Here is a 24521-nt window from a genome sequence, read left to right as displayed (position 1 = left end):
AATTTACAATGAACATTCAAGAAACAGTATTAAACATTTTAGAAGATATTACAGGAACAGACGAAGTTGTCAACAATCAAGACATTCAATTATTTGAAGAAGGATTATTGGACTCTTTAGCGACGGTTCAATTATTAGTAGAAATTGAAGGACAATTAGGAATCCAAGTTCCTGTATCAGACTTTGACCGTGAAGTATGGGGAACACCAAAACAAATCATTCAACAAGTGGAAGCTTTACAATAATGTCTAGAAAAAAACGACTAATCAGAATCTTAGGTCCAGTGCTTTGTTCAGCGGTCTTGGTTGCAGTGTTCTTTTTTGCACCGTTCAGAATCAATTTAACTTCCGAAAAAACGTTGAAGGAAGCATCAACGTCAATGGCACCGAACGTTTTAAAAGGCAATGTGATTAAAAACAAAGCAGTGGCTTCTGGTAAATATGTTCCTTTTTTTGGCTCTTCTGAATTAAGTCGATTTAGTGCTTTCCACCCTAGTGTGCTCTCTGAAAAGTATCAACGGAACTACCGACCGTTTTTACTAGGAGAAGCGGGCACACAGTCATTAACCCAAGCGATGGTCATTCATTCGATGGGCGATGCGATCGCCAATAAAAAAGCGGTCTTTATTTTATCTCCGCAATGGTTTGTCAAAAAGGGTGTACCTAATGATAGTTTTGGTGCACACTATTCACAATTACAAACCTATCAATGGTTAGCTAATTTAACCGAATTAACCAGTGGTGACCAATATCTAGCACAACGTTTGACCAAATTTCCAGTTGTTCAAAAAGACAAAGTCTTAATGGAAACTTTGGCAAATCTGCAGGCAGGGCAACTTCCCCAACGCTCTCAACGAGATTATTTTATAATGAATCTCCGTTTCTTGAATCGTGAAGATGAATTGTTTAGCCAAATTGGCATGGTTAGCAGAGAACCAATTGTTGAAAAAGATATGAAACAATTACCCGCTACGTATAATTTTAATGAATTAGATCAGCTAGCTGGAAAAATTGCGGCAAAAGCCATTAATAATAAATTTGAAATTAGTAACGGTTTTTATCGCCAACGGATTAAACCAGTTTTACCGAAATTAGCTCATTCACAAAAGAAATGGGATTATCGTTTTTCTCCAGAATATGGTGATTTCCAAGCTGCGTTAGAACAGTTAGCAGAAAAAAATGTCGATGTTTTATTTGTAATCCCACCTGTTAACAAACGTTGGTCGGACTATACGGGCTTGTCACAAGATATGTTGCAACAAGTAGCACGCAAGCTGAAATATCAACTTCAAGAGCAAGGCTTTACTAACATTGCTGACTTCTCAACATGTAGTAATGAACGCTACTTTATGGCGGACACGATTCATTTAGGTTGGCGTGGTTGGCTCGCTGTTGATCGTCAAGTAGATGAATTTATGAAACAACCTGCGTCTAAAAAGTTAGCATATCAAATTGATGATCGTTTTTATCAGACAGATTGGCAACAACAAAATCCATTGGTCTTACCTCAATTTTAAGAAGGCAAGATGGATCAAGTACCAATTATCTGAAGCGGACTAGAAACGCTTCGTAACAATGAAAATAGCCTGTACCTGCCGTTGAATAACGAGCGTGCAGGCTGTTTTTTCGTTTATTTTTAGTGGAGAACGTTGCTCAATTTATTTTTTTGTAAGTATTTTTTTAGTTCGTGGTATAATGGATAAAATTGGTTTTTGAGGGGAGTTATTTTTATGGATGCAAAAGAAGAAAAAATGTTAATTGATTTAACAAGTGCTAAAGGGATTGCTGGGAATGAAGACGAAGTACGTTCGTTATTTAAAAAGTATGCAGCACCGTATGCGGATAAATTTTTATATGATGGCCTTGGCAGTATTATTGCAAAAAATGTTGGTGATAAAGAAGGACCAAAAGTCTACATTTCTGGGCATATGGATGAAGTCGGTTTCATGGTTACCCAAATCACAGAAAAAGGCTTTTTAAAATTTCAAACCGTTGGCGGTTGGTGGGGGCAAGTGATGTTGGCCCAACAAGTTCAGATTAAAACCACGACTGGTAAGGTTTACCATGGTGTCATTGGGTCTAAACCACCGCATGTGTTAACAGCGGAAGTTCGTAACAAACCCTATGAGATTGCAGATATGTTTATTGATATTGGTGCAAGTAGCGATCAACAAGTTGCAGAATGGGGGATTCATCCAGGAGATATGGTGACACCATATATTGACTATCGTCGCATGAATGATACAAAATTTTTATTGGCAAAAGCGTGGGATAACCGAATTGGTACGGCCGTTTCATTAAAAGTTTTAGAAAATTTAGCGACAGAAGGGCACCCCAATATTTTATTTGCAGGCAGTGATGTGCAAGAAGAAGTTGGGCTACGCGGTGCACAAACAAGTACGCATCTTGTGAATCCAGACATAGCGTTTGCTTTAGACACAGGAACAGCTGGTGACACACCAGGAATGACACCTAAAGAAGCCGACTCTGTTTTAGGTGAAGGCCCACAAATTTTGATTTATGATGCATCGATGATTCCGCATAAAAAATTACGTGATTTTGTTATTCAAGTGGCGGAAGAAAATAACATTCCCTTCCAATATACAGTGATTACAGGGGGAGGTACGGATGCTGGCCGCATGCATTTAACGCGCAACGGGATTCCATCATTAGCCATCACGGTGCCTGTTAGATATCTGCATTCACATACCTCAGTTATTCATGAAGATGATTATTTCAACACAGTCAAATTAGTCACAGAAGTGGTGAAACGTCTAGATAAAGAAACAGTCGCTAAATTGACTAGTTATTAGTTTCAGAAAGGATGGAATGAATGAAAAGTTTAGTAACAAATTCGCAACATCGTGCCAATGCTCGCAGAGCCCTTGATGGGCAATGGGGGATCATGGCTTGGTTAACTTTCTTAGGAGTGGTTTTACAGAGCTTCTTAACATCGATTGTGCAAAATTTATTTTCTGGTGAAAATCAAGTTTTTCAAAGTAGTTTTGCCGCAGTATTACTGCAAATTTTTGTTTTATTCGCGTTAAGTTATGCGCTATATTACGCAGCCTTGAAGGTGTTGCGTGGTGAAAAGGTGCGGGTCAATATTTTAATGAGTGTTTTTCAAGGAAAATATTATGGTCCGCTATTTGTGGTCAACCTACTTCAAAAAGTACTTGAACGTGTAATTGGTTTGTTATTTTTGTTACCAATTTTATTTGGGGCAGGGACAACCTTGTATTTCAAATTGATGTTTAATACAGTTACACCAGAGGAAATTCAGACCTTTTTCTTAAATGATTTTTCCTTTTTCCTAGCGTTTGGCGTTGCCTCTATCTTGATCTTTTTAATTGGTTTATTTGTGAGTGGCGTTTTTCAATTTGCTGTGTGGCTACGTTTTGATAATCCAGAACTGCCAATTATGATGGCATTGAAACAGGCGTTATATTTAATGAAAAATCGTTTTTGGCAATATTTATGTTTACAATTTTCTTTTATTGGTTGGTATATTGTGGGCTTTTTAGCTATTGGTATCGGTCTATTATGGGTGATTCCTTATAACTATGTAGCGTTAGCTAGTTTTTATCAAACTGCCTTAGAAGAAAAAGGTTTAGCCGAAGAATAAAATAGAAGCTTGAATCCTTCGTCATCTCGACAAAGGGTTCAGGTTTTTTCTTTGGTCTTTTTGTGAAAATTTAAGCGTTTTAACCTCGTTTTTCCGTTATTTTATGGTAACATGGAAGTATCGTATTGAAGGAGGTTGTCCACACATGAAATTGACTGTCTTAGGCTGTTTAGGTGCTTATCCATACAAAGGAGAAGGAACGAGTTCCTATTTGTTAGAATCTGAAGGCTTTCATTTGCTTATTGATGCAGGCAGTACGACATTAGTGCGTTTAGAAAACTATCTAGATCCATTGAAATTAGATGCTGTCATTCTGTCACATTATCATCATGACCATATCGCAGATTTAGGCGTTTTACAATATTATCGTCAGCTTTATCCAACGCTGGAACCGACTCCTATTTTGCCGATATATGGCCATACACAAGATCAAATGCATTTCAAAGAACTAACGCTTCCTAACGTTTCCGAAGGGAAAGAGTATTTTGAAGCAGAAGAGTTGGCAGTAGGACCATTTTTAATTACTTTCATGGAAACGATTCATCCTGTCACTTGTTACGCGATGCGGATTGTTGAAAAAGCGACCGGCAAAGTCTTTGTCTTTACAGGAGACTCTGGTTACTTAGCAAGTTTTGAAGACTTTGCAAAAGACGCGGATTTATTCTTAGCGGATACGTACTTATTTGAAGGTAATGAACGACATCATGCACACTTTACGTCAAGAGAAGCGGGTGAAATTGCCAAAGCAGCACAAGTCAAACAATTGATGTTGACCCATTTACCACAACATGGGTCATTGGAACAACTACGTGAAGAAGCGCAAAACTATGCTGGAACGGAAATTCCAGTGATCTTAGCCCAACCAGATTTAACAGTTGAGATTTAAAAAAGTAACTATACCAAGGGAGAGAACCGATTGTGATTTTTGTACCGAATGAAAATAATGACCCACGAGTGAACTTAGCAATTGAAACATATTTGTTAACAGAAATGCCTTTAGATGAGCCCATTCTTTTATTTTACATTAACGAGCCGTCAATCATTATTGGCCGTAACCAAAATACAATTGAAGAAATTAACAAAGAATATGTAGATGAGCACGGCATTCATGTTGTTCGTCGCTTAAGTGGCGGCGGCGCCGTTTATCATGATCATGGTAATTTGAATTTTAGTTTTATTATGCCAGATGACGGCAACTCTTTCCGTGATTTTGCGAAAGTTACCCAACCAATTATTCAAGCATTGCACGACTTAGGCGTTGAAGGTGCCGAATTAAAAGGGCGCAATGACCTAGTGATTAATGATATGAAGTTTTCAGGAAATGCGATGTACGCTACCAACGGCCGCATGTTTGCACATGGAACCTTAATGTTTGATAGTGATATTGATGAAGTTGTAAATACATTGAAAGTACGGAAAGATAAAATCGAATCTAAAGGTATCAAGTCTGTTCGTTCACGGGTAACAAACATTAAACCATTTTTATCTGAAGATAAACAAGAGATGACAACGGAAGAATTCCGCCAAGAAATTCTTTTGAAAATTTTCGGCGTAGATTCGATCGACCAAGTTAAAACGTATGAATTAACTGATCAAGACTGGGCGGCTATTAACAAAATTTCAGAGCAATACTATCGCAATTGGGATTGGAATTATGGTAAATCACCTGCATTTAACTTAGAACGTCGCCATCGTTTTCCAATTGGCTCAATTGAAATGAAAATGAATGTGGCGGATGGTGTCATTCAAGAAATTAAAATCTTTGGGGACTTCTTTGGGCTTGGTGAAATTAAAGATGTTGAAGATATTTTAACCGGCGTGAAATATGATAAAGCTTCTTTAGAAGAAGCCATTGATCAAATTGACGTAAAAAAATACTTTGGCAATATCGAAAAAGAAGATTTGCTTGGGTTAATTTATTAAAAAAAAAGACAGCCGTTTCAAACGGTTGTCTTTTTTCTAGCTAAAAATAATTTTTAGCTTTTAGAAAGGTAGTGCTATGTGCAAAATCGTCGAAACGATTTTTATCAGGGAACTATCAAATAGCTCGCCTGCATATGTACTTGAACCAAGTCAAGTCCGGGAATTTGGTTATGTGCTTCACTATAAATCACTATCTGTAAAGAGTATACAAGATTTCCTTTCTTTTGTGATATCAAATTTTTACAGACAAAGTAGTAAAATTTGACGTTTCTTATTTTGGCAAGGTTATAGGCTTGTTTTGGGGCTTGAAATAGCAAGAATTAATAGTGATTTAAGGGAAAATATTAACATATGTAGAAGTATTTTTATAAGAAATAACGAGAAAAAATCAATAAGTATGTTCTTGAGGGCTACTTTTTGACGTTTTCTAATTAAAACTTAATAAAAAATAGCAGAAACAAAGAAAAAATGTGCTTACAAGAAGTAATCCGCATTTAGCTAGGAAGTTAAGAATGTGCATGTTATTTTCAAACAAATAATAAGAATCCTATTTCAATCCTTTACAGAGGAACAAGGACTTCGTATAATAAAGGGACGAAAAGGAGCGAAAGTGATGAGAAACGAAATGATGCATCGACCAGTCGTTAAACCAGAATTGGTTGAGTATATGCGTACAAAACAAAAGAAACTTCCCGGAGAATTAGGTGCAGTGGAGGCGGAAGCCAATGAAGCAGGGGTGCCGATTATTCCGCATGAAACAGTAGTTTTTCTACAATTTTTGCTAGGACAACTAAAGCCCAAAAATATTTTAGAAATCGGGGCAGCAATTGGTTTTTCTTCAAGCTTGATGGCCCAATTTGTTGGTGAAGATGGTCACGTGACCACGATTGATCGTTTTGACGTAATGATAAAAAAAGCGAAGAAAACCTACCAACGCCTAGACTTAGAAGAAAAGGTCACTCTTTTAGAAGGACAAGCAGCTGAGATTCTACCAACGTTGGAAGGACCTTATGACTTTATTTTTATGGATAGTGCCAAATCAAAATACATTGAATTTTTACCTGAATGTTTACGGTTGCTACCAGTTGGCGGCGTTTTAATGGTGGATGATGTATTTCAAGCTGGGACAATTTTAGACCCTGCTGAGGAAGTACCGAAAAAAAATCGAGCGATTCATCGTAAATTAAACCAATTTTTAGATGTAGTCATGACGCACCCTGATTTAACTTCTACTTTAGTTCCTCTTGGTGATGGAGTTATTTTAATTACCAAAGAGAAAGAAACGATTATTTTAGATAGTTAAAGAATGTCTTCACAAAAAGAAAGCGAATCATTAAAAAGCAAGTTCTTTTAATGATTCGCTTTCTTTTTTATGTTATTTAAAAAGTTATCTCGCTATTTCTAATTGAGAATGATAATCATAAAATTCTCAATAGGACAGTATTATGTGTTAATAAAACCTCTTTTGTTTATAATTATTCTATTGACGGAATAATGATAAACTGTTATCCTTAAAGAGTAAAAAAACAGAGGAGGAACGACAATGAATTTAATTAATCAAAAACTTTTTGACTTTGAATGTGATGCCTATCACGATGGTGAATTTACACGAGTATCAACAGAAGATATTTTAGGAAAATGGAGTATTTTCTTCTTTTATCCAGCTGATTTTTCTTTCGTGTGTCCTACGGAATTAGGGGATATGCAAGAGCATTATGCGCATTTACAGGAATTAAATTGTGAGGTTTACTCTGTTTCAGAAGATAGTCATTATGTGCATAAAGCATGGGCTGACGCTACAGAAACGATTGGAAAAATTAAATATCCAATGTTAGCCGATCCCAACGGTCAACTTGCTCGTTTCTTTGGCGTTTTAGATGAAGCTTCTGGAATGGCTTACCGTGCTTCATTTATTGTGAGTCCAGAAGGTGAGATCAAATCTTATGAAATCAACGACATGGGTATTGGTCGTAATGCTGAAGAACTTGTTCGTAAATTAGAAGCTTCTCAATTTGTAGCAGAACATGGTGATAAAGTTTGTCCAGCCAATTGGCAACCAGGAGAAGAAACAATTGCGCCAAGCTTAGATTTAGTTGGTAAAATTTAAATTCACTTTGTAAATAGAGGTCAAAGAGTTGGATAAAACAGAGAAAATGTTTTGTTCAGCTCTTTTTCTGAAACACAGAAGAAAGAGGAGAAGCAAGTGACAGAAGAAATCTACGATTTGATTATTATTGGTGGCGGATCAGCTGCTTTATCTGCAGGTATCTATGCAGGTCGCGCAATGATGGATACCTTAATTATTGAAAAAGACAAAATTGGCGGACAGGTAACGACGACTTCTGAAATTGTGAACTATCCAGCGATTCGTCACACAACAGGTCCAGAACTAATGGAAGAAATGCGCATTCAAGCACAAGACTTCGGTGTAACTTTTACAAAAGACGAGATTATTGATGTTGATTTTAGTCAAACGATAAAAACTGTTCAATCGGCGAGTCAAACCTACCAAGCATATGCAGTATTGATTGCGACAGGGGCCTCTGCTCGTAAAATTGGTTTCCCTGGTGAAAGTGAATTTACAGGACGCGGCGTGGCCTATTGTTCTACTTGTGATGGGGAGTTTTTCCAAGGCCTAGATATTTTTGTGATTGGTGGCGGTTATGCAGCAGCGGAAGAGGCCGTTTATTTGACACGTTACGGTAAATCAGTAACGATGATTATCCGAGAACCCGATTTTACATGTGCAAAATTAACTGCGGAGGCGGCCAAAAATCACCCGAAAATTAAGATTGTTTATAACACAGAAGTGAAAGAAATTACGGGAGATGATTTTGTCCGGAAAGCTGTGTTTGTCAATAACCAGACGGGAGAAGAAACGGTTTATGAAGCACCAAAAGACAGTACATTTGGTCTGTTTGTTTTTGCTGGAAATAAACCAAGTACAGAAATTTTTGAAGGAAAAATTGCCTTAGACCGTGGGTATGTGCCAACAACTGAGAATATGGAAACCAATATTCCTGGAGTTTATGCAGCAGGAGATTTACGAATAAAAGAATTACGTCAAATTGTGACGGCGGTTGCAGACGGTGCAATTGCCGCCACTCATGCGCAACGTTACGTGACAGAACAAAAAACACAGGCGGGCCAACCGATTGTAACGAAGCGAATGACTGAACGATTAGCTAATCAATCTGCCCCTGAAACAAACAGTCAGCAATCAAAAGAAAAACAGCCAGCGAAAGTTACTGGTAAGCATCAGTGGTTCCCAGAAAGTATGCGCCAACAATTAAGCGGTATTTTCGCTAAACTAACCAAAAAAGTGACATTGCTTCAGTTTTTGGATGCAAGTGATGAAAAATCATTGGAACTTCAGTCATTCTTAACAGAATTTGCAAGTCTGGATCAGAAGATTACTTTAGAAACGATTTTGAAAGATACTGAGCCAGCCAAAGAATTGCTGTATGGGATTGAAAAAATGCCTAGCGTTGTGCTCTTAGATGCGGCAGGAAACTATACAGGAATTAAATTTAGTGGTATTCCTAGTGGCCATGAAGTAAACTCGTTGGTTTTGGCGGTTTATAATGTCGGCAGCGAGGGGCAGCCGTTAGAAGCAAGTCTGCAAAAGAACATACTTGCATTGTCAAAAAGAAAAATAGAAATCTTTGTTTCACTAACATGTCATTTCTGTCCCGATGTCGTGGCGGCTTGCCAACGTATTGCATCAATTAATCCTCATGTGGAAGCAGAAATGGTGGACATTAGTCTATTTCCAGAGTTGAAAAAAGAAAAGAAAATTATGAGCGTTCCAGCAATGCTGATTGATGGAGAACAAATGATTTTTGGTTCAAAAACAATGACCGAAATTATTGAAGCCTTGGCTTAAAAGAGGCGGAAAAAAGTAATTAACCTAAAGAACCTAAGTCATTCAAAAAAGTGAGAAATACGTCGAGATGACATATTTCTCACTTTTTTCGCATAGTTAGTCAAGTACCTTTTTTGATTAAGCGATTGAGTTTCCTAAAAAGAATTAAAAAGACACAACAGCAAATGAACAATAGGCTTCCTGTTAGTGGTAAAAAGATACCTTGCATGTAGCTATCGATATGCATTAAACCAGGTACCTCGCTGAAAAAATCATGGATAAACTGTTGAATGAGCTTATTGGCTAGAAAAGCAGCTAAAGGCAAAATAAAAATCAAATAATAGATGGGTTGTAAGGCATAGTTAATTAAAATTTGTAATTTTGTCGTACCTAAAAGAGCTAAGATCAGTAAGTCGTTTTTTTGCTCTAAAAAAGTTAGGAAGAAAGTTCGGCAAATATAACTAATCAGGAAGAAAAAGAGTGTTCCAGCGCTGATTCCAGCCAAACCTCTGAAAATTTTCAAGGGAGGAATCACTGCATAATTATCAAGAAGAATCATTTGTGAAAGCCATCGAGAAAACAACAAAGTCAATAATAGAGCAGAAAAAGTCAGAAAACTAATAATAAAGATAAGAATCAACGTACTAAATTGGTTTTTTGAGCGCCACGCATTTTTAAGAGAGTCTGTGAATAAGTAAAGAATCGAATACATCATCGCGTCCTTTCTGAAAAATTTTTGTTTTAGGGGAAAAGTTATGTAAAAGAAAAGACGTTATCTCCTGCCAACTAGCCACTGAAAGAGATAACGCCTTCGCTGGAAACAAGAACTGGATTATTTCACCAATACTAATTTTTTTAAAGGTTCAACCCCAAATCGTTGTTCTTGCTGTAAAAGAATTTCGGCACAAGCTCGGCTATCTTCTAAAGCATCATGATGATTATTTAAAGTGATATTGAGGTTTTCACAAACGGTATTTAATTTATGATTAGGAAATTCAGGAAACAGTTTGCGACTCGTTTTGACTGTACATAAAGAAAGGTAATTAGGTTGTTCTAAGCCATAGTAATCTAAACAGCCAGCCAAAACACTACAATCAAAACTTGCATTGTGAGCGACCACTAACCGATTTGGTTGAAAACAATGCTGAATTTGTTGCCAGACTTCAGGAAATTTGGGCGCATTGACAACATCTGATTCATGAATGCCGTGAATTTGCGTATTTCGCCAGAAAAAAGGTGTTTCTGGTTTGATTAACGTGTAAAATTCATCCACAATCCGACTATTTTCTACTTTAACAATTGCAATGGAACAGGCACTATGTTTATCATAACTAGCTGTTTCAAAGTCAAAAGCGTAAAAGTTCATTAAAAAAACTCCTTTCAACGCGTTGAGTAACACTTAAAAATCAAGTACAACTTCCACTGGACAATGATCACTACCAAGAATATCTGTATGGATTTTAGCACTGACTAAACGTTCATTCAAGGATTCTGACACAACGAAATAGTCAATCCGCCAACCTGCGTTATTTTTTCGTGCGTTAAAGCGATAACTCCACCATGAGTAGATGCCTTCAGCTTCTGGATAAAAATAACGGAATGTATCAGTGAAGCCACTGTCTAATAACTCAGTAAATTTTTGCCGTTCTTCAGGCGTGAATCCCGCATTTTTTTGATTGGTTTTCCAATTTTTTAAATCAATATTTTGATGAGCTACGTTTAAATCACCGCAAAGAATGACGGGTTTTTCTTGATTTAATTCGTTTAAATAGGCACGAAACGCATCTTCCCATGTCATTCGATAAGCTAAACGCTTTAGTTCAGCTTGTGAGTTTGGTGTGTAGCAAGTGACCATGAAAAATTCTGGATATTCTAAAGTGATCACGCGGCCTTCTTGATCGTGAGTCTCGATACCTAAGCCATAGCGAACACTTAACGCTTCTTCTTTAGCGAAAATTGCTGTGCCAGAATAGCCTTTTTTTTCGGCGTAATTCCAATACTGATGATAGCCAGGAAGTTCTAAATCAATTTGCCCAGCTTGTAATTTTGTTTCTTGTAAACAGAAAAAATCTGCATCTAATTCATTAAAAACATCCATAAAATTCTTTTTAACAACCGCTCGTAAGCCGTTGACATTCCAAGAAATACATTTCATTGTTGAAACTCCTTTCAAATAAGAAACGCTTTTGCTCGTTTCAGTGCAAACCAGAACCAAAGAAAAGGTCGCTTGGTGCTTTCTTCTATTCTAATACTTTTTAAAGAAGTTTTAAATACTTGAAAAGAAAAAGAGAAAATGACTGATTTTTGGAAAGAAGTAGTCTATGATAAAATAGTAAAAAGAGCAGAAATGAGGACAAACGAATGAAAATTGGAGTCATTGGTTTAGGAAATATTGCACAAAAAGCGTATTTGCCAACTTATAGTGAATGCCGCCACTTGGCAGAGTTTGTATTAGCAACTAGGAACCCAGAAACACGACAAAAAATCGCTGATCAGTATGGCTTTACAGAAACCGTTGGGACCATAGAAGAATTGATTGAAGCAAAGATTGATGCTTGCTTTGTCCATGTAGCCACAAAAGTGCATGGTGCAGTCGTTCGCCAATTATTACAGGCTGGTATTCACGTCTTTGTGGACAAACCTTTAAGTGAAGAGCTTGCTGAAGTCAAAGAATTACAAGCATTGGCAGCAGCAAAAAATCTGCGCCTGATGGTTGGCTTCAATCGTCGTTTTGCCCCTTATACGGAAGTATTGAAAAATATTCCTGAAAAACAAACAATTTTTATTAAAAAGAACCGCATCAATACAACGAGAGAAACAAGTTTTATGATGTATGATTTATTTTTACATGTCGTTGATACCGCAGTTTATTTAGCGGAAGGACCGCTCCACGTGGTGCAGTCAAAATTAGTGGAAGAAAACGGTTATTTAAAACGAGCAATTTTACAATTAGAAACCGAACAGACAACGATTGTTTGTTCCATGGATTTACACTCTGGGGCCAATACAGAAACTTTTGAAGTCACCAGCCCCACAGGTACTTATCGCTTGGAAAATTTAACGCATTTGACCGTCCAAACAGAAGAAGAATACCAAGTAAAAGAGATGGGGGATTGGACGCCAACATTGGAAAAAAGAGGTTTTTACCAAATGGTTACTGCTTTCATCCAGGCCATTCAAAAACCGCAAGAGCAAGAGTTGAAACAAGAAAAAGTCTATGAAAGTCATGCGTTATGTGAAGAAATGCTACGCCAACAACAACGGCATGTTCTTTAAAGAGGACTAGCAACTTTCTTTCTATCATGCTAGAATAAGACAGATATTTTGAAAAGAAAGGACTAACTTTCGTGAACACTAAAGCTATGTTAGAAACATTAAACGAAATTACTTTATTAGTAGATGAACCATTAAAAAACGTAACCTTTACCAAAACAGGCGGCCCAGCTGATGTGTTGGCCTTACCCAAAACAAAAAAAGAAGTCGAAGAGATTGTGGCGTATTGCCGAGAACAAGGACTTTCATGGTTGGTATTAGGCAATGCTAGCAACTTGATTGTTCGTGATGGAGGTATTCGCGATGTCGTGATTATGCTAACAGAAATGAAAGAAATCAAAGTAGCCGGTACCACCATGATTGTGGATGCTGGTGCCAAGCTGATTGATACAACCTACGAAGCCTTAGCAGCTGATTTAACTGGTTTTGAATTTGCTTGTGGTATTCCAGGAAGTGTCGGCGGTGCTGTTTATATGAATGCTGGAGCATATGGCGGGGAAATTAAAGATGTTTTCCAGTCTGCAGAAGTGCTGTTGGCAGATGGGACTATCCAAACAATGACGAAAGAAGACTTGAATTTCCGTTATCGTCATAGTGAAATTCAAGAATTACATTGTATTGTCTTGCAAGCAACGTTTGCTTTAGAAAAAGGAAACCATGCAGAAATTAAAGCCCAAATGGATGAATTAACGGAACTTCGTGAACTGAAGCAACCGCTAGAGTATCCCTCTTGTGGCAGTGTCTTTAAACGCCCTGTTGGTCATTTTACAGGGAAATTAATCCAAGATGCTGGCTTACAAGGCTTAAAATGGGGCGGTGCTCAAATTTCCGAAAAGCATGCGGGATTTATTGTTAACATCGATCATGCAACCGCAACAGATTATGTGGAACTAATTGCACATATCCAAGAAGTGATTAAAGAAAAATTTGATGTTGAATTACAAACGGAAGTTCGAATTATTGGTGAAGAAGTCTAAAGACTCTTTAATTTTTCGAATGAAAATTAAGTATACTTGTATTATGATCATAGGGAGATTATAATGAATTTTATTTATAAAAAATGGCTACCTTCAGCCATAAATGGGCTTTTTTTATTTTTTATTTCGATAACATTAATAGGTGCTTTCCGCTCAGATAACTTAAAAATCAGTACTCTTACAAACCATTTTTTTTTGATACTGTTAATAGCAATACTTGCGATAGTAGTACTTCTTTTTAGTAAACATGCTAAAAAGTGGATTGATAAATATCTGTTTGGTGTGAAAAAAATATTTGTGGAAAATATAGGATTAATTACAGGCATTTATTTTATTTTTGGCTTTTGTTTACAAGTGTTTATCTTAACTAATATTTCCGCTCCTATTGGTTGGGATGTATCAGCTATTTTTAATGGTGTAAGTGCTTTGCCTGAAAATAAAGAAGTTATCAGTAATTACCTATCAATAAATCCTAATAATTCTTTTTTCTTTTTTTTGATGTATGGAATTTCTAAGGTGATGAATCTGTTTAATCATACTTGGGGATCGTCTTGGTTTGTCTGGCAGTTGTGGAATATAATTTTTATGGATATAGGATTTGTTATCTTATTTAAAGCAGCTAAGTATTTGTTTAATAAAAAAGTTGCATATTTAACTTTCTACTTGGCTTCTTTTTCATTGATGTTTTCACCATGGATTTTAGTACCATATACTGATGTAATAATGATTCCTGTTATATCAGCTGTGCTACTTTTATATGCTAAACAAATCGAGATAAAAAATAGTGGCGTATGGAATTTAATATTTATAGGTATTCTTCTAGGTATTTGTTATCTTTTAAAGCCCTCCTCTATTGTATTCTTAATAGCATGGACTATTATTATGGGAATTAAATTACTCACTACCGGAAAGCTTTATAAAAAAAATGTTTTATCATTTTTTGTAGCGATGTTTTTCTTTATAATAACTGTGGGATGTTTTTCAATTTTTCAGAAGCAGCAAACAATCGTTAATTATGATGCTGAGATGCAAAAACCGTGGACGCACTTTGTAATGATGGGTTTGACTGGATCTGGAGGATATAGTGAGAAAGATACAAGAAAAGTGAATAGCCTTCCTACATTAGAAAAGAAAAAGAAATATACAACTGAAACTATAAAGAAACGGTTGGAAGATTATGGGATGGTAGGTTACACTAAATTTCTTCTAGTAAAACATTTTAATAATACTGATCGTGGCGATTTTGGTTGGGGACGAGATGGTACACCACAAAATCCTACAAAACCTTCGAAAAGTGAATTTCAAACGAAGCTTAGAGATACCTACTATCAACAAGGAAAACGTACAAATAATCTTCGGTTTGTCATGCAAATACTGTGGATTGTAGTTTTACTAGGAATGTTGTTATCTTTTTTTGTTAAGGACATTCAAGGAGGTACACTATTAATAATAAAATTAACGATTATAGGAGCATTTCTATATTTGCTTTTATTTGAAGGTGGACGATCTAGATATTTAATTCAGTATTTACCATTCTTCTATCTTTTATCGGCAAATGGTTTGGCACGAATTAATGACATTGTTTCTATAAACGGAATAAAAAAATCATTTACATCAACGGACTATAGAGGCTCTTTGCCAATAAGGACTGATGAGTTGTAAAAAATCAATTTTAGATTCATCAGTTCCCTAAATTATAGAGATATTTTAGTATAAAATAAAAAACAACGATACAGTTCCCATAAAAGGAGCTATATTGTTGTTTTTTACTTATATTACTAATAATTTTCGTTCGGTAATTCGTAAATTTTACTCGTCTTCTAAATTTTCCAGTTCTACAACTTTAAAGTTTTTCCGCTCTAAATGTTCTACAATGGCTGTACACGTTTCGGCAGTTGTGCCGGCTGGTAAAGTAATAAGTGTGCGACGAACAAATTCTTCACTATCGACATCCAATGTAATACAGCTGGCGATGCTGCTATATTTGGCAATGATTTTTGAAATGGCTGCTAAGTCGCCTTGTTGACCAACTGAAGCAATTGTTAAAACGTAGCTCCCTTGTTTTACATTCCAAGATTGCGCTAAAATATTTAATAAGGTGCTGTGTGTTAAAATGCCGTAAAAATAATTATTTTCATCTAAAACAGCAATGTAAGGTAGTTCTTTAATAGTAAAAAATACCTTGAAAAATGAAGTGTTGACATAAATAAATTTTGTGGCATTTTTTAACAAATAGGTAACAGGTAAACTCATATCGCCACCGTTTGCTTTATGGCGGTAAATATGCATTTTATAGATATTTCCTCGGAAAATTTTTCCAGATTCGTCTAAAATTGGGACACAACGGTAACCTGAGTCTTCTAAAATAGAAAGAGCTTCTTCTAGAGTACAAGATTCATTGACGGTTGTTAAATTATCTTTTTTAATAACTACAGATTTTAATAACATAAACAGGCCTCCTAAGGGTTCATTTTTAATAAATTTATCATATCATAACTTAGCAGAAAACAATAGCTGAGACCTCAGAATAAAAGCAATTTTGTTAAAATAAATAGAAAATAAAGAAAAATCAGATATTTTATAAAAGAAATCAAGCACGTATTCGCGATAATGGTAAAAAATTACGTAAGAATCGGCACGGCGCTTCTTTAAAAAGTAAATTAAACTTTGACAACTTTTTCGAATAATGGTACTGTTAAGAAGTAAATTTGTGAATAGAGGAGGTCGAAGAACATGGCAACAAAGAAAGCAGCTCTTGCTTGTTCCGTTTGTGGCTCTCGCAACTATTCTAAATCCGTTAGTGAAGGTAAACGTGGCGAACGCTTAGAAATCAATAAATTCTGTAAATATTGTAATCAATACACGTTACATAAAGAAACGAAATAGATTTAGAGGAGGGTATCAACATGAAATTTTTCCGCAGCGTTGCTGATGAGATGAAGCAAGTAACTTGGCCAACAAAAAAACAATTGCGTAAAGATACATTAGTTGTAATTGAAACATCTATTTTATTTGCAGCATTGTTCTTTATCATGGATACTGTTATCCAAACGGCATTTGGCTGGATTTTAAAATAATTAATTCTAGTATTTCCCGACGAGGGGTGCTATAATAGTATTCGAGAAAAAGCTTCGGGAAACTGAGCTTTTTTTATTTGCTCGAAAAAAATAAACTAAAACATTTAAAGGAGCCGAATCAGTAATGGAAACTTTTGAAAGAAATTGGTACGTATTGCACACCTATTCAGGCTATGAAAATAAAGTAAAAGCAAACATTGAATCACGTGCACAAAGCATGGGAATGGGCGATTATATTTTTCGTGTCGTTGTACCAGAAGAAACAGAAAAAGAAGTCAAAAATGGTAAAGAAAAAGAAATCGTTCATAAAACTTTCCCTGGTTATGTGTTAGTGGAAATGATTATGACCGATGATTCTTGGTATATTGTTCGTAACACGCCAGGCGTAACTGGTTTTGTAGGCTCACATGGTGCTGGTAGTAAACCCGCTCCTTTATTACAAGAAGAAATTAACCACATTTTACGTTCAATTGGCATGAGCACCCGTCAATCAGACTTAGAAGTAGCGCTAGGCGATACAGTGAAAATTATCGAAGGTGCCTTTTCTGGTCTTGAAGGTGTTGTGACAGAAATCGATGAAGAAAAACAAAAATTAAAAGTAAACATCGATATGTTTGGTCGTGAAACAAGTACAGAATTAGACTTTGAACAAGTCGATAACATTGATTAATAAACAAGCTGACAAACTATTGTTCAGCTGATTGATACAGATTGTAGGGTCTGGAAAAGCAGTCAACTGACTTCTTTTCCAAGCCCTTTTTTAGTTCATCGCAGAAAGGAATGAAAAAAATGAAACATGCCCAAAAATATCGTTATTTTTCTTTGCTAATGGGTCTTGTTCTATTATTAAGTGCTTGCCAAATTGGGGCAACCACGAAGAATGACAATCAAGCCGCCACAAAAGAAGCAACTGTTGAGTTAAACCGCACAACAACACCAACACTTTTTTTTCATGGTTACGCAGGAACTAAAAATTCGTTTGGCTCGTTACTGCATCGCTTGGAGAAACAAGGTGCCATAACTCAAGAATTAGTGCTACTCGTTAAACCTGATGGGACCGTGGTTAAAGAGCGAGGAGCTTTAAGTGGCAAAGCGACGAATCCCAGTGTTCAAGTTCTATTTGAAGATAATAAAAACAATGAATGGAATCAAACAGAATGGATAAAAAATACATTACTCTATTTACAAAAAAATTATCAAGTGAACAAAGCCAATATTGTCGGGCACTCTATGGGTGGTGTTAGTGGTTTACGTTATTTAGGAACCTATGGGCAAGACGCATCGTTACCTAAAATTGAAAAATTCGTCAGCATTGGAGCACCCTTCAATGATTTTATTGATACGAGTCAACAGCAAACCATCGAAACGGAACTAGAAAACGGCCCCACAGAAAAAAGTAGCCGCTATTTGGATTATCAAGAGATGATTAATGTTGTTCCAGAAAAACTGCCCATTTTATTAATTGGTGGTCAATTAAGTGCAACAGATTTAAGTGATGGAACGGTGCCGTTATCTAGTGCCTTAGCAGTCAACGCCTTGCTAAGACAGCGAGGAACTCAAGTCACTAGCCAGATTATTAAAGGAGAAAATGCACAACATAGTCAATTACATGAAAATCCTGAAGTAGATCAATTGCTAATCGAATTTCTATGGCCGAGTAAAAAATAGCAAAAAGGCACATGTTCCATAAAAAAAGGAACATGTGCCTTTTTCTATACTTTGGCTAGCAAAATAGCTTTTTTCAGCTATAATAAATAAAATTATTTATTTTTAGGAGATATTGGCATGGAATCCTCATGATTTAAATAAGCACAAATCAAGGCTTCAAAGGTGATTAATGTTTGGCCAAAAAACATTTGTGGCTGAGCGACACTTGTTGAAAACGGGCTGTAAGAGTCAGTTGAAAAAACGAGATCTGCCAGTCGACCAAGAGTTGAATTTTTGGCGCCAACAAAAGAAATGATAGGATGTTTTTTCTCTTTCGCAAGCAGAGCTGTTTCTTTTAAGTATTTTTCTTCACCAGAATGTGAAAGAATGATAAAAAGAAAATTCTGATTATTTTGACTATTTATCGAATGAGTATGGGCTGTTGTGATGCTGGGGATGCCATGAAAATTGAAAACTTCACTAATGTAAGCCGCCAAATGTCGTGAAAAGTCATGACCTAAAATAACAAATAAATGACTCTTGTGTTTGGCAAGCAGTTGACAAAACTCGTTGGTTGTTTCAAATGAAGGCGCTGTTTCAAAAGGGATTGGCTGAGAAAAATGGGCTTCTTTTAATTTGTAAATAAGTTCATTATAACCTGATAAATTTAATTTTTTGGCTAAACGAATGATGGAACTAGGCGAAGAAAAGCAGTGTTTGGCAACTTCTCGAATACTCAAATCGGCCGCGTTCGTACTTTGTTGATCCAAATAATACAAAATCTGACTTTCTGTTTTCGTTAAATGGTACGTTTCTTTTAAGTAATCTAAGTTCATGAGCAAACCTCCTTTATCAGATTATAAATAATTTTGTGGGAAAAAGGTATCAAAAAATAAAAAAATGAGGTGTTTTTATGAAAAGGGCAACAAAGCAAAGGCTGTCTTTGGCAGCAATCATGGTTCTACTTCTCTCGGGCTGTGGAAGTGTTGGGAAAGAAACCAAAAAGCAAGAACAACAGGTATTACGGGTCGGGATTGATTCGGAATTATCAACGGCAGACGTGTCGTTGGCAATGGATAATACCGCAGCAGATGTAATGAGCCAAGTAGGGGAGGGACTTTTCTCCTTTGACGAAAAAGGAGAAGCGAAACCAGCATTGGCAACTGAAAAAGTACAGCCCTCCAATGATGGTTTAAGCTATACTTTTACGATTCGAAAAGATGCAAAATGGAGTAACGGCGAGCCAATCACAGCAAATGATTTTGAATACTCTTGGAAGCGCACAGTGGACCCAAAAACAGCTTCCCCGCAAGCGTATTACTTTGAAGGGTTAAAAAATTATCGTGCTATTGTTGACGGTGGCAAATCTAAAGAAGAGTTAGGGGTAACAGCCATTGATGACCATAACTTGGAAGTAGAGCTAAGCTATCCTATGAGTTATTTTCAACAATTATTGGCGGTACCAGCTTTTTATCCTTTAAATGAAGCATTTGTAGAAAAAACGGGAAAAAACTATGGTACATCAGCTGAGTCAACACTTTACAATGGCGCCTTCACATTAGAAGGTTGGGATGGCACGAATAATACTTGGTCCTATGTGAAGAATAAAAATTATTGGGATCAAGCGAATGTTTCGCTAGATAAGGTGGATGTCCAAGTCGTTAAAGAAGTCAATACTGGGAAAAATCTTTTCGAAGGGAAAGAATTAGATGTTGTAAAAATTTCTGGAGAAATTGTTGCACAAGAACAAGGCAATGCAGCTTTGAAAATTCGTGAAATTCCTGGAACGTATTATATCCAATTAAATACGCAAAAAGATCTTTTGGCAAATAAGAATGCACGTCGAGCGATAGCATTATCATTGAATTCTGAACGTTTAGCTAAAAATGTTTTAAATGATGGCTCAAAAAAAGCACTTGGCTTCGTGCCAACAGGTTTCACTAATCAAGAAACGCAAAAAGATTTTGCAGAGGAATTAGGAGATTTAAATCCTAGTGAACCAGAAAAAGCGAAAGAGTTATGGCAAACGGCTAAAAAAGAATTAGAAATTGAAAAAGCGGAGCTAACCATTTTAAGTTCGGATACAGAAAATGCAAAAAAAATCAGTGAGTATGTTCAAGGAGCTTTAGCAGATAATTTAGAAAATTTAACAGTCAATGTTTCGCCAGTTCCTTTTAATAATCGTTTAGAAAAAAGTCGCAGCGGAGATTTCGACATTGTGGTTGGTGGCTTGACGCCGGTATATGCTGATCCAATCGATTTCTTAAACTTATTGCAATCAAAAAATTCCAATAATTTTGGTAAATGGTCTAATAAGAACTTCGATCAGTTGCTTCAAGAAGCAAACGTAACTTATGCAAACAAATATGAAGAACGTTGGAAAACATTACAAAAAGCGGATCAATTGGTTGCGGAAGAAGCTCCCCTAGTTCCTCTTTATCAATTAACAGAAGCACGCTTAGTGGACGATTCTGTCCAAAATTTAGTCTATGGTCCATTAGGTTCAGGCTATTACAAATCAGTCTCTATCATTGACAAGTAAAGGTTGGGAAAAAATGAAAAAAAGTCAAGCTGTTCAATTAATTCAGGAACTTTCAAATGCTAATGGTGTTTCAGGTTTTGAAACAGAAGTCGTTAGAATCCTTCAACACGCAACTGCGGATTTTACTATTCAACGGCTAGATGCCATTAAAAATTTATATCTTGAGAAGAAAAATAATCTAAGTGAAGGTCCAGTAGTGCTTTTTGATGCTCATAGTGACGAAGTGGGTTTTATGATTCAAGCAATTAAAGAAAACGGCTTGTTGCGTTTTCTTCCGTTAGGTGGCTGGGTCCCTAATACGATTTCTGCACAAAAAGTTCGGATTCGTAACCAGGAAGGCACCTATCTGCCAGGCGTAGTTACTAGTCGACCCCCTCATTTTATGACATCAGAGGAACGTCAGCGGCCGTTAACCATTGCTGATTTGACGATCGACATTGGTGCTACCTCAAAAGAAGAAGTAATTGAAACGTACAAAATCGATCTTGGTGCACCGGTCATTCCAGATGTGACGTGTTGTTACAACGAACAGACAGATCTTTTTTTAGGAAAAGCTTTTGATTGTCGCATTGGCTGTGCTTGCTTAGTGGACGTCATGGAGGAGTTGAAAGAAGAGACACTTCCATTCAAGTTAGTTGCGACAGTAACTGCACAAGAAGAAGTTGGCGAAAGAGGAGCACTTATTGCCGCAAAACAAGTCAATCCTGATTTAGCTATTGTTTTCGAAGGCTGCCCGGCTGATGATACGGCAGAAACGCCAGAGATGATTCAATCAGCAATGGGAAAAGGACCGATGTTACGCTATTTTGATGTTTCTATGATTACGAATCCAGAATTTCAAGAGTATGTACTAGAGATTGCTAAAATACACAAAATTCCTGTTCAAGTTTCTGTTCGAAGTGGTGGTGGAACCAATGGCATGGCGATTACACAAGTTCAAGGAGCCCCGACGATTGTTGTAGGAATTCCTGTCCGTTACGCTCACACACCCCATTGCTATGTGGACTTTCAAGATTACCAAGCGGCGAAAGAATTAGTCATTCAATTAATCAAAAATTTAGATGCTGACAAAATTCAAGCACTGGTTCAGCCATTGTCAAAGGAGTGGAACAAATGAAAATTTATGTGTCATGCGATATTGAAGGATTAGCAGGTATTGCGACATTTGATATGGAAAAAGAGGACACCGTTTTATTCCGAGAATTATATCACCAACATGTGGCTTGGTTGATTGAAGGGATTCAAAAGAGTGCCAAAAATGAACAAATTACAGAAATTACTATTGCCGATTCGCATAGCCGTGGATTGAATTTAGCTTATGCGCGCTTGGCAGAAATGGATGAACGAATTTCCTTAGTGAGCGGCTTTCCTCGCATGGATTATATGATGAGTGGCTTGGATAGTAGCTATGATGTAGTCTTTTTCTTAGGTTATCATGCCGGTATTGGTAAACAAAAAGGGAATATGGATCATGGGTATAGCGCTAGTGTTGCTTATGATTTAAAAATAAACGACTTAGCGATGAATGAAACGACAATTAATGCAGCTTACGCTAGCGAATTAGGTGTCCCTGTTGGTTTAATTATCGGTGAATCAGGCTTAGAGGAACAACTTTTTCAAGAAAAAATGATGCCCGAAGTTCCCTTTGTTTCCACCAAAGAATCTCTGGGACGTTATGCAATCAAAAATAGACCCATGCAACAAGTTCGGGAAGCTATCGTAGCAACTACAAGTCAGGTGTTAACTTCCTTTGCGTTGTCTGAATTACCCCGATATGCCTTGCAAACACCTGCAACTGTAAAATTGCAATGTGTGACGACAGCACAAGCAGATCGTATTGAAATGTTACCAATGATTAAACGCATTGATGGTAGAACTGTTTCATTTGTAGGTGAAACGATGAAAGATGTCATGAATGGAATTGTCGCTGTGGTTGGTTTAGGCGGAACAAGTGATTAAAGAAGAAGCTTACGGAAAAAACGAATGGACGTTTTTTTCTGTAAGCTTCTTGCTATAGTTATTTCTATTTTTGTTTCTCTAGAATTTCTTTGCTTAAACGTTGTGCAGTTGGTGTCACCGCAAGACCGCCTTCAGCGGTTTCCTTGAAAATTTGTGGCATTTGGCGACCCACTTGGTACATTGCGTGGATGACTTCATCTGGTGGAATGACACTTCGAATCCCCGCTAAAGCCATGTCAGCTGAGATGAAGGCTTGAGAAGAACCTAATGCATTTCGCTTCACGCAAGGGACTTCAACAAGTCCCGCAACAGGATCACAAATGAGGCCCATCATATTTTTTATCGTAATGGCCACAGCTTGAGCAGATTGATCAGGCGTACCGCCAGAAGCCGCAACTAAAGCGGCGCTTGCCATTGCACTAGCAGAACCGACTTCAGCTTGACAACCACCTTCGGCACCACTGATTGAGGCATTATTGGCAATCACTAAGCCAAAAGCCCCAGCTGTAAATAGAAAATCCAATTGTTGCTGATGCGTTAACTTTAAGCGATCAATAACTGCCAACAAGACGCCAGAAACTACTCCGGCACTGCCTGCGGTTGGTGTAGCACAAATCAAGCCCATTTTTGCATTAACCTCATTAACAGCAATCGCATTTCGCACGGCTTGTAAAATGGTCTCACCGCTTAAAAAGTTGCCTGAATGTATGTAATCATTTAAGCGGGTTGCATCGCCACCAGTTAGCCCTGTTACTGAGGTAACACCAGCGATTCCTTCAGCGACGGATTGTTTCATAACGGCTAGATTTTTTTCCATTGTTTCAATAATTCGTTCACGAGAATACCCGCCATGAGCCATTTCTGTTGCAATCATTAATTCGCTCACAGAAGGGTAATCTTTCGCTTGAGCTACCAAATCTTCAATTGAATAAAACATCGTATTACTCCTTTACGTTCATTTAGTCAAAATAGTTAACGCTATATATATGAGGGATTTCAGCTAATTGCATGACAATGTCACCGACTTCGGCTTGATCAACTTCAATAATCATAATCGCTTTTTCCCCTTTAGATTCTCGGGTAACGGTCATTGTACTAATATTGATATCGCTAGCTGAAAGGATGTTGGTCACCTTAGCAATCATGCCAGGAACATCTTGATGGACAACGATAAATGTTGGCGTGCCCATACTTAAAGACAATTTGAAGCCATTTAATTCAGAAATTTGAATGTTTCCACCACCAATTGAAATTCCTGTCACAGATAGTTTTCGGTCGCCAGAAGAAACCACAATTTTAACGGAATTAGGGTGGTCTGCTTTTTCACTTTTAGGAATAAAACAAACTTCCATTCCTTGTTCATAAGCAATTTCCAAAGAATTGGCTAATTGCTCATCATCTGGTTCCATACCTAAAAGGCCGCCAACTAAGGCGATATCTGTTCCGTGACCACGATAAGTTTTGGCAAAAGACTCATATAAATAAATGTCAACGCTATCAGGTTGCTGTCCAAAAATACTCCGAACCACTTTTCCAATTCTTGCCGCTCCAGCTGTATGAGAACTGCTTGGACCAATCATAACGGGTCCGATAATATCAAAAACACTATTAAAGCGTAACTCTTCCATTTCAGC

Annotated in this window: 26 protein-coding genes; 19 read left to right on the top strand and 7 right to left on the bottom strand. The window is 37.0% G+C overall.

Annotated elements, in window-relative coordinates; translation table 11 throughout:
* The first annotated feature begins 8 nt into the window (after positions 1–8).
* The 9 genes from dltC to IGJ20_RS10840 all read left to right on the top strand — a co-directional run bounded on the left by dltC (position 9) and on the right by IGJ20_RS10840 (position 9433).
* Positions 9–245, top strand: coding sequence for a D-alanine--poly(phosphoribitol) ligase subunit DltC (dltC, locus tag IGJ20_RS10880; protein ID WP_002356389.1), 237 nt, complete (start codon positions 9–11; stop codon positions 243–245).
* Positions 245–1516 (top strand): D-alanyl-lipoteichoic acid biosynthesis protein DltD, encoded by a 1272-nt coding sequence (gene dltD / locus IGJ20_RS10875; protein WP_002407260.1) that lies wholly within the window; start codon positions 245–247, stop codon positions 1514–1516. Before dltC ends, dltD begins: the two co-directional genes overlap by 1 nt.
* A gap of 213 nt (positions 1517–1729) precedes the next feature.
* On the top strand, positions 1730–2812 hold the full coding sequence (locus tag IGJ20_RS10870; RefSeq protein ID WP_002367214.1) for a M42 family metallopeptidase: 1083 nt from the start codon (positions 1730–1732) through the stop codon (positions 2810–2812).
* A gap of 20 nt (positions 2813–2832) precedes the next feature.
* The gene (locus IGJ20_RS10865; protein ID WP_002372324.1) at positions 2833–3624 is read left to right on the top strand and encodes a DUF975 family protein; all 792 of its coding nucleotides are present in this window, start codon (positions 2833–2835) and stop codon (positions 3622–3624) included.
* Positions 3625–3769: 145 nt separating this feature from the next.
* Entirely contained in the window at positions 3770–4510 is a 741-nt protein-coding gene (locus tag IGJ20_RS10860; RefSeq protein WP_126254680.1) for an MBL fold metallo-hydrolase, read from the top strand.
* Positions 4511–4542: 32 nt separating this feature from the next.
* Entirely contained in the window at positions 4543–5547 is a 1005-nt protein-coding gene (locus IGJ20_RS10855; protein WP_010817611.1) for a lipoate--protein ligase, read from the top strand.
* A 613-nt stretch (positions 5548–6160) separates the two neighbouring features.
* Positions 6161–6850: an O-methyltransferase gene (locus IGJ20_RS10850; RefSeq protein WP_082153371.1), complete on the top strand. Its 690-nt coding sequence runs from the start codon at positions 6161–6163 to the stop codon at positions 6848–6850.
* Positions 6851–7090: 240 nt separating this feature from the next.
* Positions 7091–7654 carry an alkyl hydroperoxide reductase subunit C gene (ahpC, locus tag IGJ20_RS10845; RefSeq protein ID WP_002356396.1) on the top strand — a complete coding sequence of 188 codons (564 nt, stop codon included), beginning with the start codon at positions 7091–7093 and terminating at the stop codon, positions 7652–7654.
* Positions 7655–7750: 96 nt separating this feature from the next.
* Positions 7751–9433 (top strand): FAD-dependent oxidoreductase, encoded by a 1683-nt coding sequence (locus tag IGJ20_RS10840; RefSeq protein WP_126254679.1) that lies wholly within the window; start codon positions 7751–7753, stop codon positions 9431–9433.
* A 100-nt stretch (positions 9434–9533) separates the two neighbouring features.
* Here the strand turns inward: IGJ20_RS10840 and IGJ20_RS10835 are convergent, their stop codons facing one another.
* The 3 genes from IGJ20_RS10835 to IGJ20_RS10825 all read right to left on the bottom strand — a co-directional run bounded on the left by IGJ20_RS10835 (position 9534) and on the right by IGJ20_RS10825 (position 11567).
* Positions 9534–10124: a hypothetical protein gene (locus IGJ20_RS10835; RefSeq protein WP_104675188.1), complete on the bottom strand. Its 591-nt coding sequence runs from the start codon at positions 10122–10124 to the stop codon at positions 9534–9536.
* 120 nt (positions 10125–10244) lie between these two features.
* Positions 10245–10778 carry a 3'-5' exonuclease gene (locus IGJ20_RS10830; protein ID WP_002356400.1) on the bottom strand — a complete coding sequence of 178 codons (534 nt, stop codon included), beginning with the start codon at positions 10776–10778 and terminating at the stop codon, positions 10245–10247.
* A gap of 33 nt (positions 10779–10811) precedes the next feature.
* Entirely contained in the window at positions 10812–11567 is a 756-nt protein-coding gene (locus IGJ20_RS10825; RefSeq protein ID WP_002388431.1) for an exodeoxyribonuclease III, read from the bottom strand.
* A gap of 206 nt (positions 11568–11773) precedes the next feature.
* On the opposite strand from IGJ20_RS10825, the gene IGJ20_RS10820 reads away from it, so the two are divergent.
* The 3 genes from IGJ20_RS10820 (at position 11774) to IGJ20_RS10810 (ending at position 15324) form a co-directional block, all read left to right on the top strand.
* Complete coding sequence (locus tag IGJ20_RS10820; protein ID WP_126254678.1) at positions 11774–12688, top strand: Gfo/Idh/MocA family protein; 915 nt, start codon at positions 11774–11776, stop codon at positions 12686–12688.
* 86 nt (positions 12689–12774) lie between these two features.
* Positions 12775–13662, top strand: coding sequence for a UDP-N-acetylmuramate dehydrogenase (gene murB, locus IGJ20_RS10815; protein ID WP_002387193.1), 888 nt, complete (start codon positions 12775–12777; stop codon positions 13660–13662).
* A gap of 63 nt (positions 13663–13725) precedes the next feature.
* Positions 13726–15324 (top strand): glycosyltransferase family 39 protein, encoded by a 1599-nt coding sequence (locus tag IGJ20_RS10810; protein ID WP_002380737.1) that lies wholly within the window; start codon positions 13726–13728, stop codon positions 15322–15324.
* A 147-nt stretch (positions 15325–15471) separates the two neighbouring features.
* Here the strand turns inward: IGJ20_RS10810 and cbpA are convergent, their stop codons facing one another.
* Positions 15472–16110 (bottom strand): cyclic di-AMP binding protein CbpA, encoded by a 639-nt coding sequence (gene cbpA / locus IGJ20_RS10805; protein ID WP_002365057.1) that lies wholly within the window; start codon positions 16108–16110, stop codon positions 15472–15474.
* A 285-nt stretch (positions 16111–16395) separates the two neighbouring features.
* On the opposite strand from cbpA, the gene rpmG reads away from it, so the two are divergent.
* From rpmG to IGJ20_RS10785, 4 genes are all read left to right on the top strand, one after another.
* Positions 16396–16548, top strand: coding sequence for a 50S ribosomal protein L33 (gene rpmG, locus IGJ20_RS10800; protein ID WP_002356408.1), 153 nt, complete (start codon positions 16396–16398; stop codon positions 16546–16548).
* 20 nt (positions 16549–16568) lie between these two features.
* Positions 16569–16739: a preprotein translocase subunit SecE gene (gene secE / locus IGJ20_RS10795; RefSeq protein WP_002356409.1), complete on the top strand. Its 171-nt coding sequence runs from the start codon at positions 16569–16571 to the stop codon at positions 16737–16739.
* 124 nt (positions 16740–16863) lie between these two features.
* Complete coding sequence (gene nusG, locus IGJ20_RS10790) at positions 16864–17409, top strand: transcription termination/antitermination protein NusG (protein ID WP_002384070.1); 546 nt, start codon at positions 16864–16866, stop codon at positions 17407–17409.
* A 110-nt stretch (positions 17410–17519) separates the two neighbouring features.
* Positions 17520–18407, top strand: a complete 888-nt coding sequence (locus IGJ20_RS10785) for an alpha/beta hydrolase (RefSeq protein ID WP_002394891.1) — start codon at positions 17520–17522, stop codon at positions 18405–18407.
* A 92-nt stretch (positions 18408–18499) separates the two neighbouring features.
* Here IGJ20_RS10785 and IGJ20_RS10780 read toward each other — a convergent pair whose 3' ends face one another.
* Entirely contained in the window at positions 18500–19222 is a 723-nt protein-coding gene (locus IGJ20_RS10780; protein ID WP_126254677.1) for a MurR/RpiR family transcriptional regulator, read from the bottom strand.
* A 77-nt stretch (positions 19223–19299) separates the two neighbouring features.
* Between IGJ20_RS10780 and IGJ20_RS10775 the strand changes: the two genes are divergently transcribed.
* Genes IGJ20_RS10775 through IGJ20_RS10765 form a run of 3 tightly spaced genes read left to right on the top strand, consistent with a single transcriptional unit; the run spans position 19300 to position 22887 of the window.
* Positions 19300–20928, top strand: coding sequence for a peptide ABC transporter substrate-binding protein (locus tag IGJ20_RS10775; RefSeq protein ID WP_126254676.1), 1629 nt, complete (start codon positions 19300–19302; stop codon positions 20926–20928).
* Positions 20929–20941: 13 nt separating this feature from the next.
* On the top strand, positions 20942–22045 hold the full coding sequence (locus IGJ20_RS10770; protein ID WP_126254675.1) for a M42 family metallopeptidase: 1104 nt from the start codon (positions 20942–20944) through the stop codon (positions 22043–22045).
* Positions 22042–22887: a M55 family metallopeptidase gene (locus IGJ20_RS10765; protein WP_002378635.1), complete on the top strand. Its 846-nt coding sequence runs from the start codon at positions 22042–22044 to the stop codon at positions 22885–22887. Before IGJ20_RS10770 ends, IGJ20_RS10765 begins: the two co-directional genes overlap by 4 nt.
* 64 nt (positions 22888–22951) lie before the next feature.
* Here the strand turns inward: IGJ20_RS10765 and sdaAA are convergent, their stop codons facing one another.
* Together sdaAA and sdaAB are read right to left on the bottom strand one after the other, a co-directional pair.
* A complete protein-coding gene (gene sdaAA, locus IGJ20_RS10760) occupies positions 22952–23824 on the bottom strand; it encodes an L-serine ammonia-lyase, iron-sulfur-dependent, subunit alpha (protein WP_002362308.1) in 873 nt (290 codons plus the stop codon).
* Between the two features lie 22 nt (positions 23825–23846).
* Complete coding sequence (gene sdaAB, locus IGJ20_RS10755; RefSeq protein WP_002414070.1) at positions 23847–24515, bottom strand: L-serine ammonia-lyase, iron-sulfur-dependent subunit beta; 669 nt, start codon at positions 24513–24515, stop codon at positions 23847–23849.
* Positions 24516–24521: the final 6 nt, after the last annotated feature.

The organism is Enterococcus sp. DIV0294 (assembly GCF_050558155.1).
GTDB classification, from domain to species: Bacteria; Bacillota; Bacilli; order Lactobacillales; family Enterococcaceae; genus Enterococcus; species Enterococcus faecalis.
The sequence above is the reverse complement of the archived record's forward strand: the minus strand, read 5'-3'. Positions and strand labels throughout refer to the sequence as shown.

Excerpts from the sequence above, each read along its gene's own strand:
- cbpA (WP_002365057.1), bottom strand. The coding sequence starts at position 16,110 with ATGTTATTAAAATCTGTAGTTATTAAAAAAGATAATTTAACAACCGTC.
- nusG (WP_002384070.1), top strand. The coding sequence starts at position 16,864 with ATGGAAACTTTTGAAAGAAATTGGTACGTATTGCACACCTATTCAGGC.
- IGJ20_RS10810 (WP_002380737.1), top strand. The coding sequence starts at position 13,726 with ATGAATTTTATTTATAAAAAATGGCTACCTTCAGCCATAAATGGGCTT.
- IGJ20_RS10825 (WP_002388431.1), bottom strand. The coding sequence starts at position 11,567 with ATGAAATGTATTTCTTGGAATGTCAACGGCTTACGAGCGGTTGTTAAA.
- IGJ20_RS10835 (WP_104675188.1), bottom strand. The coding sequence starts at position 10,124 with ATGTATTCGATTCTTTACTTATTCACAGACTCTCTTAAAAATGCGTGG.
- IGJ20_RS10870 (WP_002367214.1), top strand. The coding sequence starts at position 1,730 with ATGGATGCAAAAGAAGAAAAAATGTTAATTGATTTAACAAGTGCTAAA.
- IGJ20_RS10860 (WP_126254680.1), top strand. The coding sequence starts at position 3,770 with ATGAAATTGACTGTCTTAGGCTGTTTAGGTGCTTATCCATACAAAGGA.
- IGJ20_RS10850 (WP_082153371.1), top strand. The coding sequence starts at position 6,161 with ATGAGAAACGAAATGATGCATCGACCAGTCGTTAAACCAGAATTGGTT.
- sdaAB (WP_002414070.1), bottom strand. The coding sequence starts at position 24,515 with ATGGAAGAGTTACGCTTTAATAGTGTTTTTGATATTATCGGACCCGTT.
- IGJ20_RS10830 (WP_002356400.1), bottom strand. The coding sequence starts at position 10,778 with ATGAACTTTTACGCTTTTGACTTTGAAACAGCTAGTTATGATAAACAT.
- IGJ20_RS10775 (WP_126254676.1), top strand. The coding sequence starts at position 19,300 with ATGAAAAGGGCAACAAAGCAAAGGCTGTCTTTGGCAGCAATCATGGTT.
- dltC (WP_002356389.1), top strand. The coding sequence starts at position 9 with ATGAACATTCAAGAAACAGTATTAAACATTTTAGAAGATATTACAGGA.
- IGJ20_RS10785 (WP_002394891.1), top strand. The coding sequence starts at position 17,520 with ATGAAAAAAATGAAACATGCCCAAAAATATCGTTATTTTTCTTTGCTA.
- IGJ20_RS10765 (WP_002378635.1), top strand. The coding sequence starts at position 22,042 with ATGAAAATTTATGTGTCATGCGATATTGAAGGATTAGCAGGTATTGCG.
- secE (WP_002356409.1), top strand. The coding sequence starts at position 16,569 with ATGAAATTTTTCCGCAGCGTTGCTGATGAGATGAAGCAAGTAACTTGG.
- ahpC (WP_002356396.1), top strand. The coding sequence starts at position 7,091 with ATGAATTTAATTAATCAAAAACTTTTTGACTTTGAATGTGATGCCTAT.
- dltD (WP_002407260.1), top strand. The coding sequence starts at position 245 with ATGTCTAGAAAAAAACGACTAATCAGAATCTTAGGTCCAGTGCTTTGT.
- IGJ20_RS10820 (WP_126254678.1), top strand. The coding sequence starts at position 11,774 with ATGAAAATTGGAGTCATTGGTTTAGGAAATATTGCACAAAAAGCGTAT.
- rpmG (WP_002356408.1), top strand. The coding sequence starts at position 16,396 with ATGGCAACAAAGAAAGCAGCTCTTGCTTGTTCCGTTTGTGGCTCTCGC.
- IGJ20_RS10780 (WP_126254677.1), bottom strand. The coding sequence starts at position 19,222 with ATGAACTTAGATTACTTAAAAGAAACGTACCATTTAACGAAAACAGAA.
- IGJ20_RS10865 (WP_002372324.1), top strand. The coding sequence starts at position 2,833 with ATGAAAAGTTTAGTAACAAATTCGCAACATCGTGCCAATGCTCGCAGA.
- murB (WP_002387193.1), top strand. The coding sequence starts at position 12,775 with ATGTTAGAAACATTAAACGAAATTACTTTATTAGTAGATGAACCATTA.
- IGJ20_RS10770 (WP_126254675.1), top strand. The coding sequence starts at position 20,942 with ATGAAAAAAAGTCAAGCTGTTCAATTAATTCAGGAACTTTCAAATGCT.
- sdaAA (WP_002362308.1), bottom strand. The coding sequence starts at position 23,824 with ATGTTTTATTCAATTGAAGATTTGGTAGCTCAAGCGAAAGATTACCCT.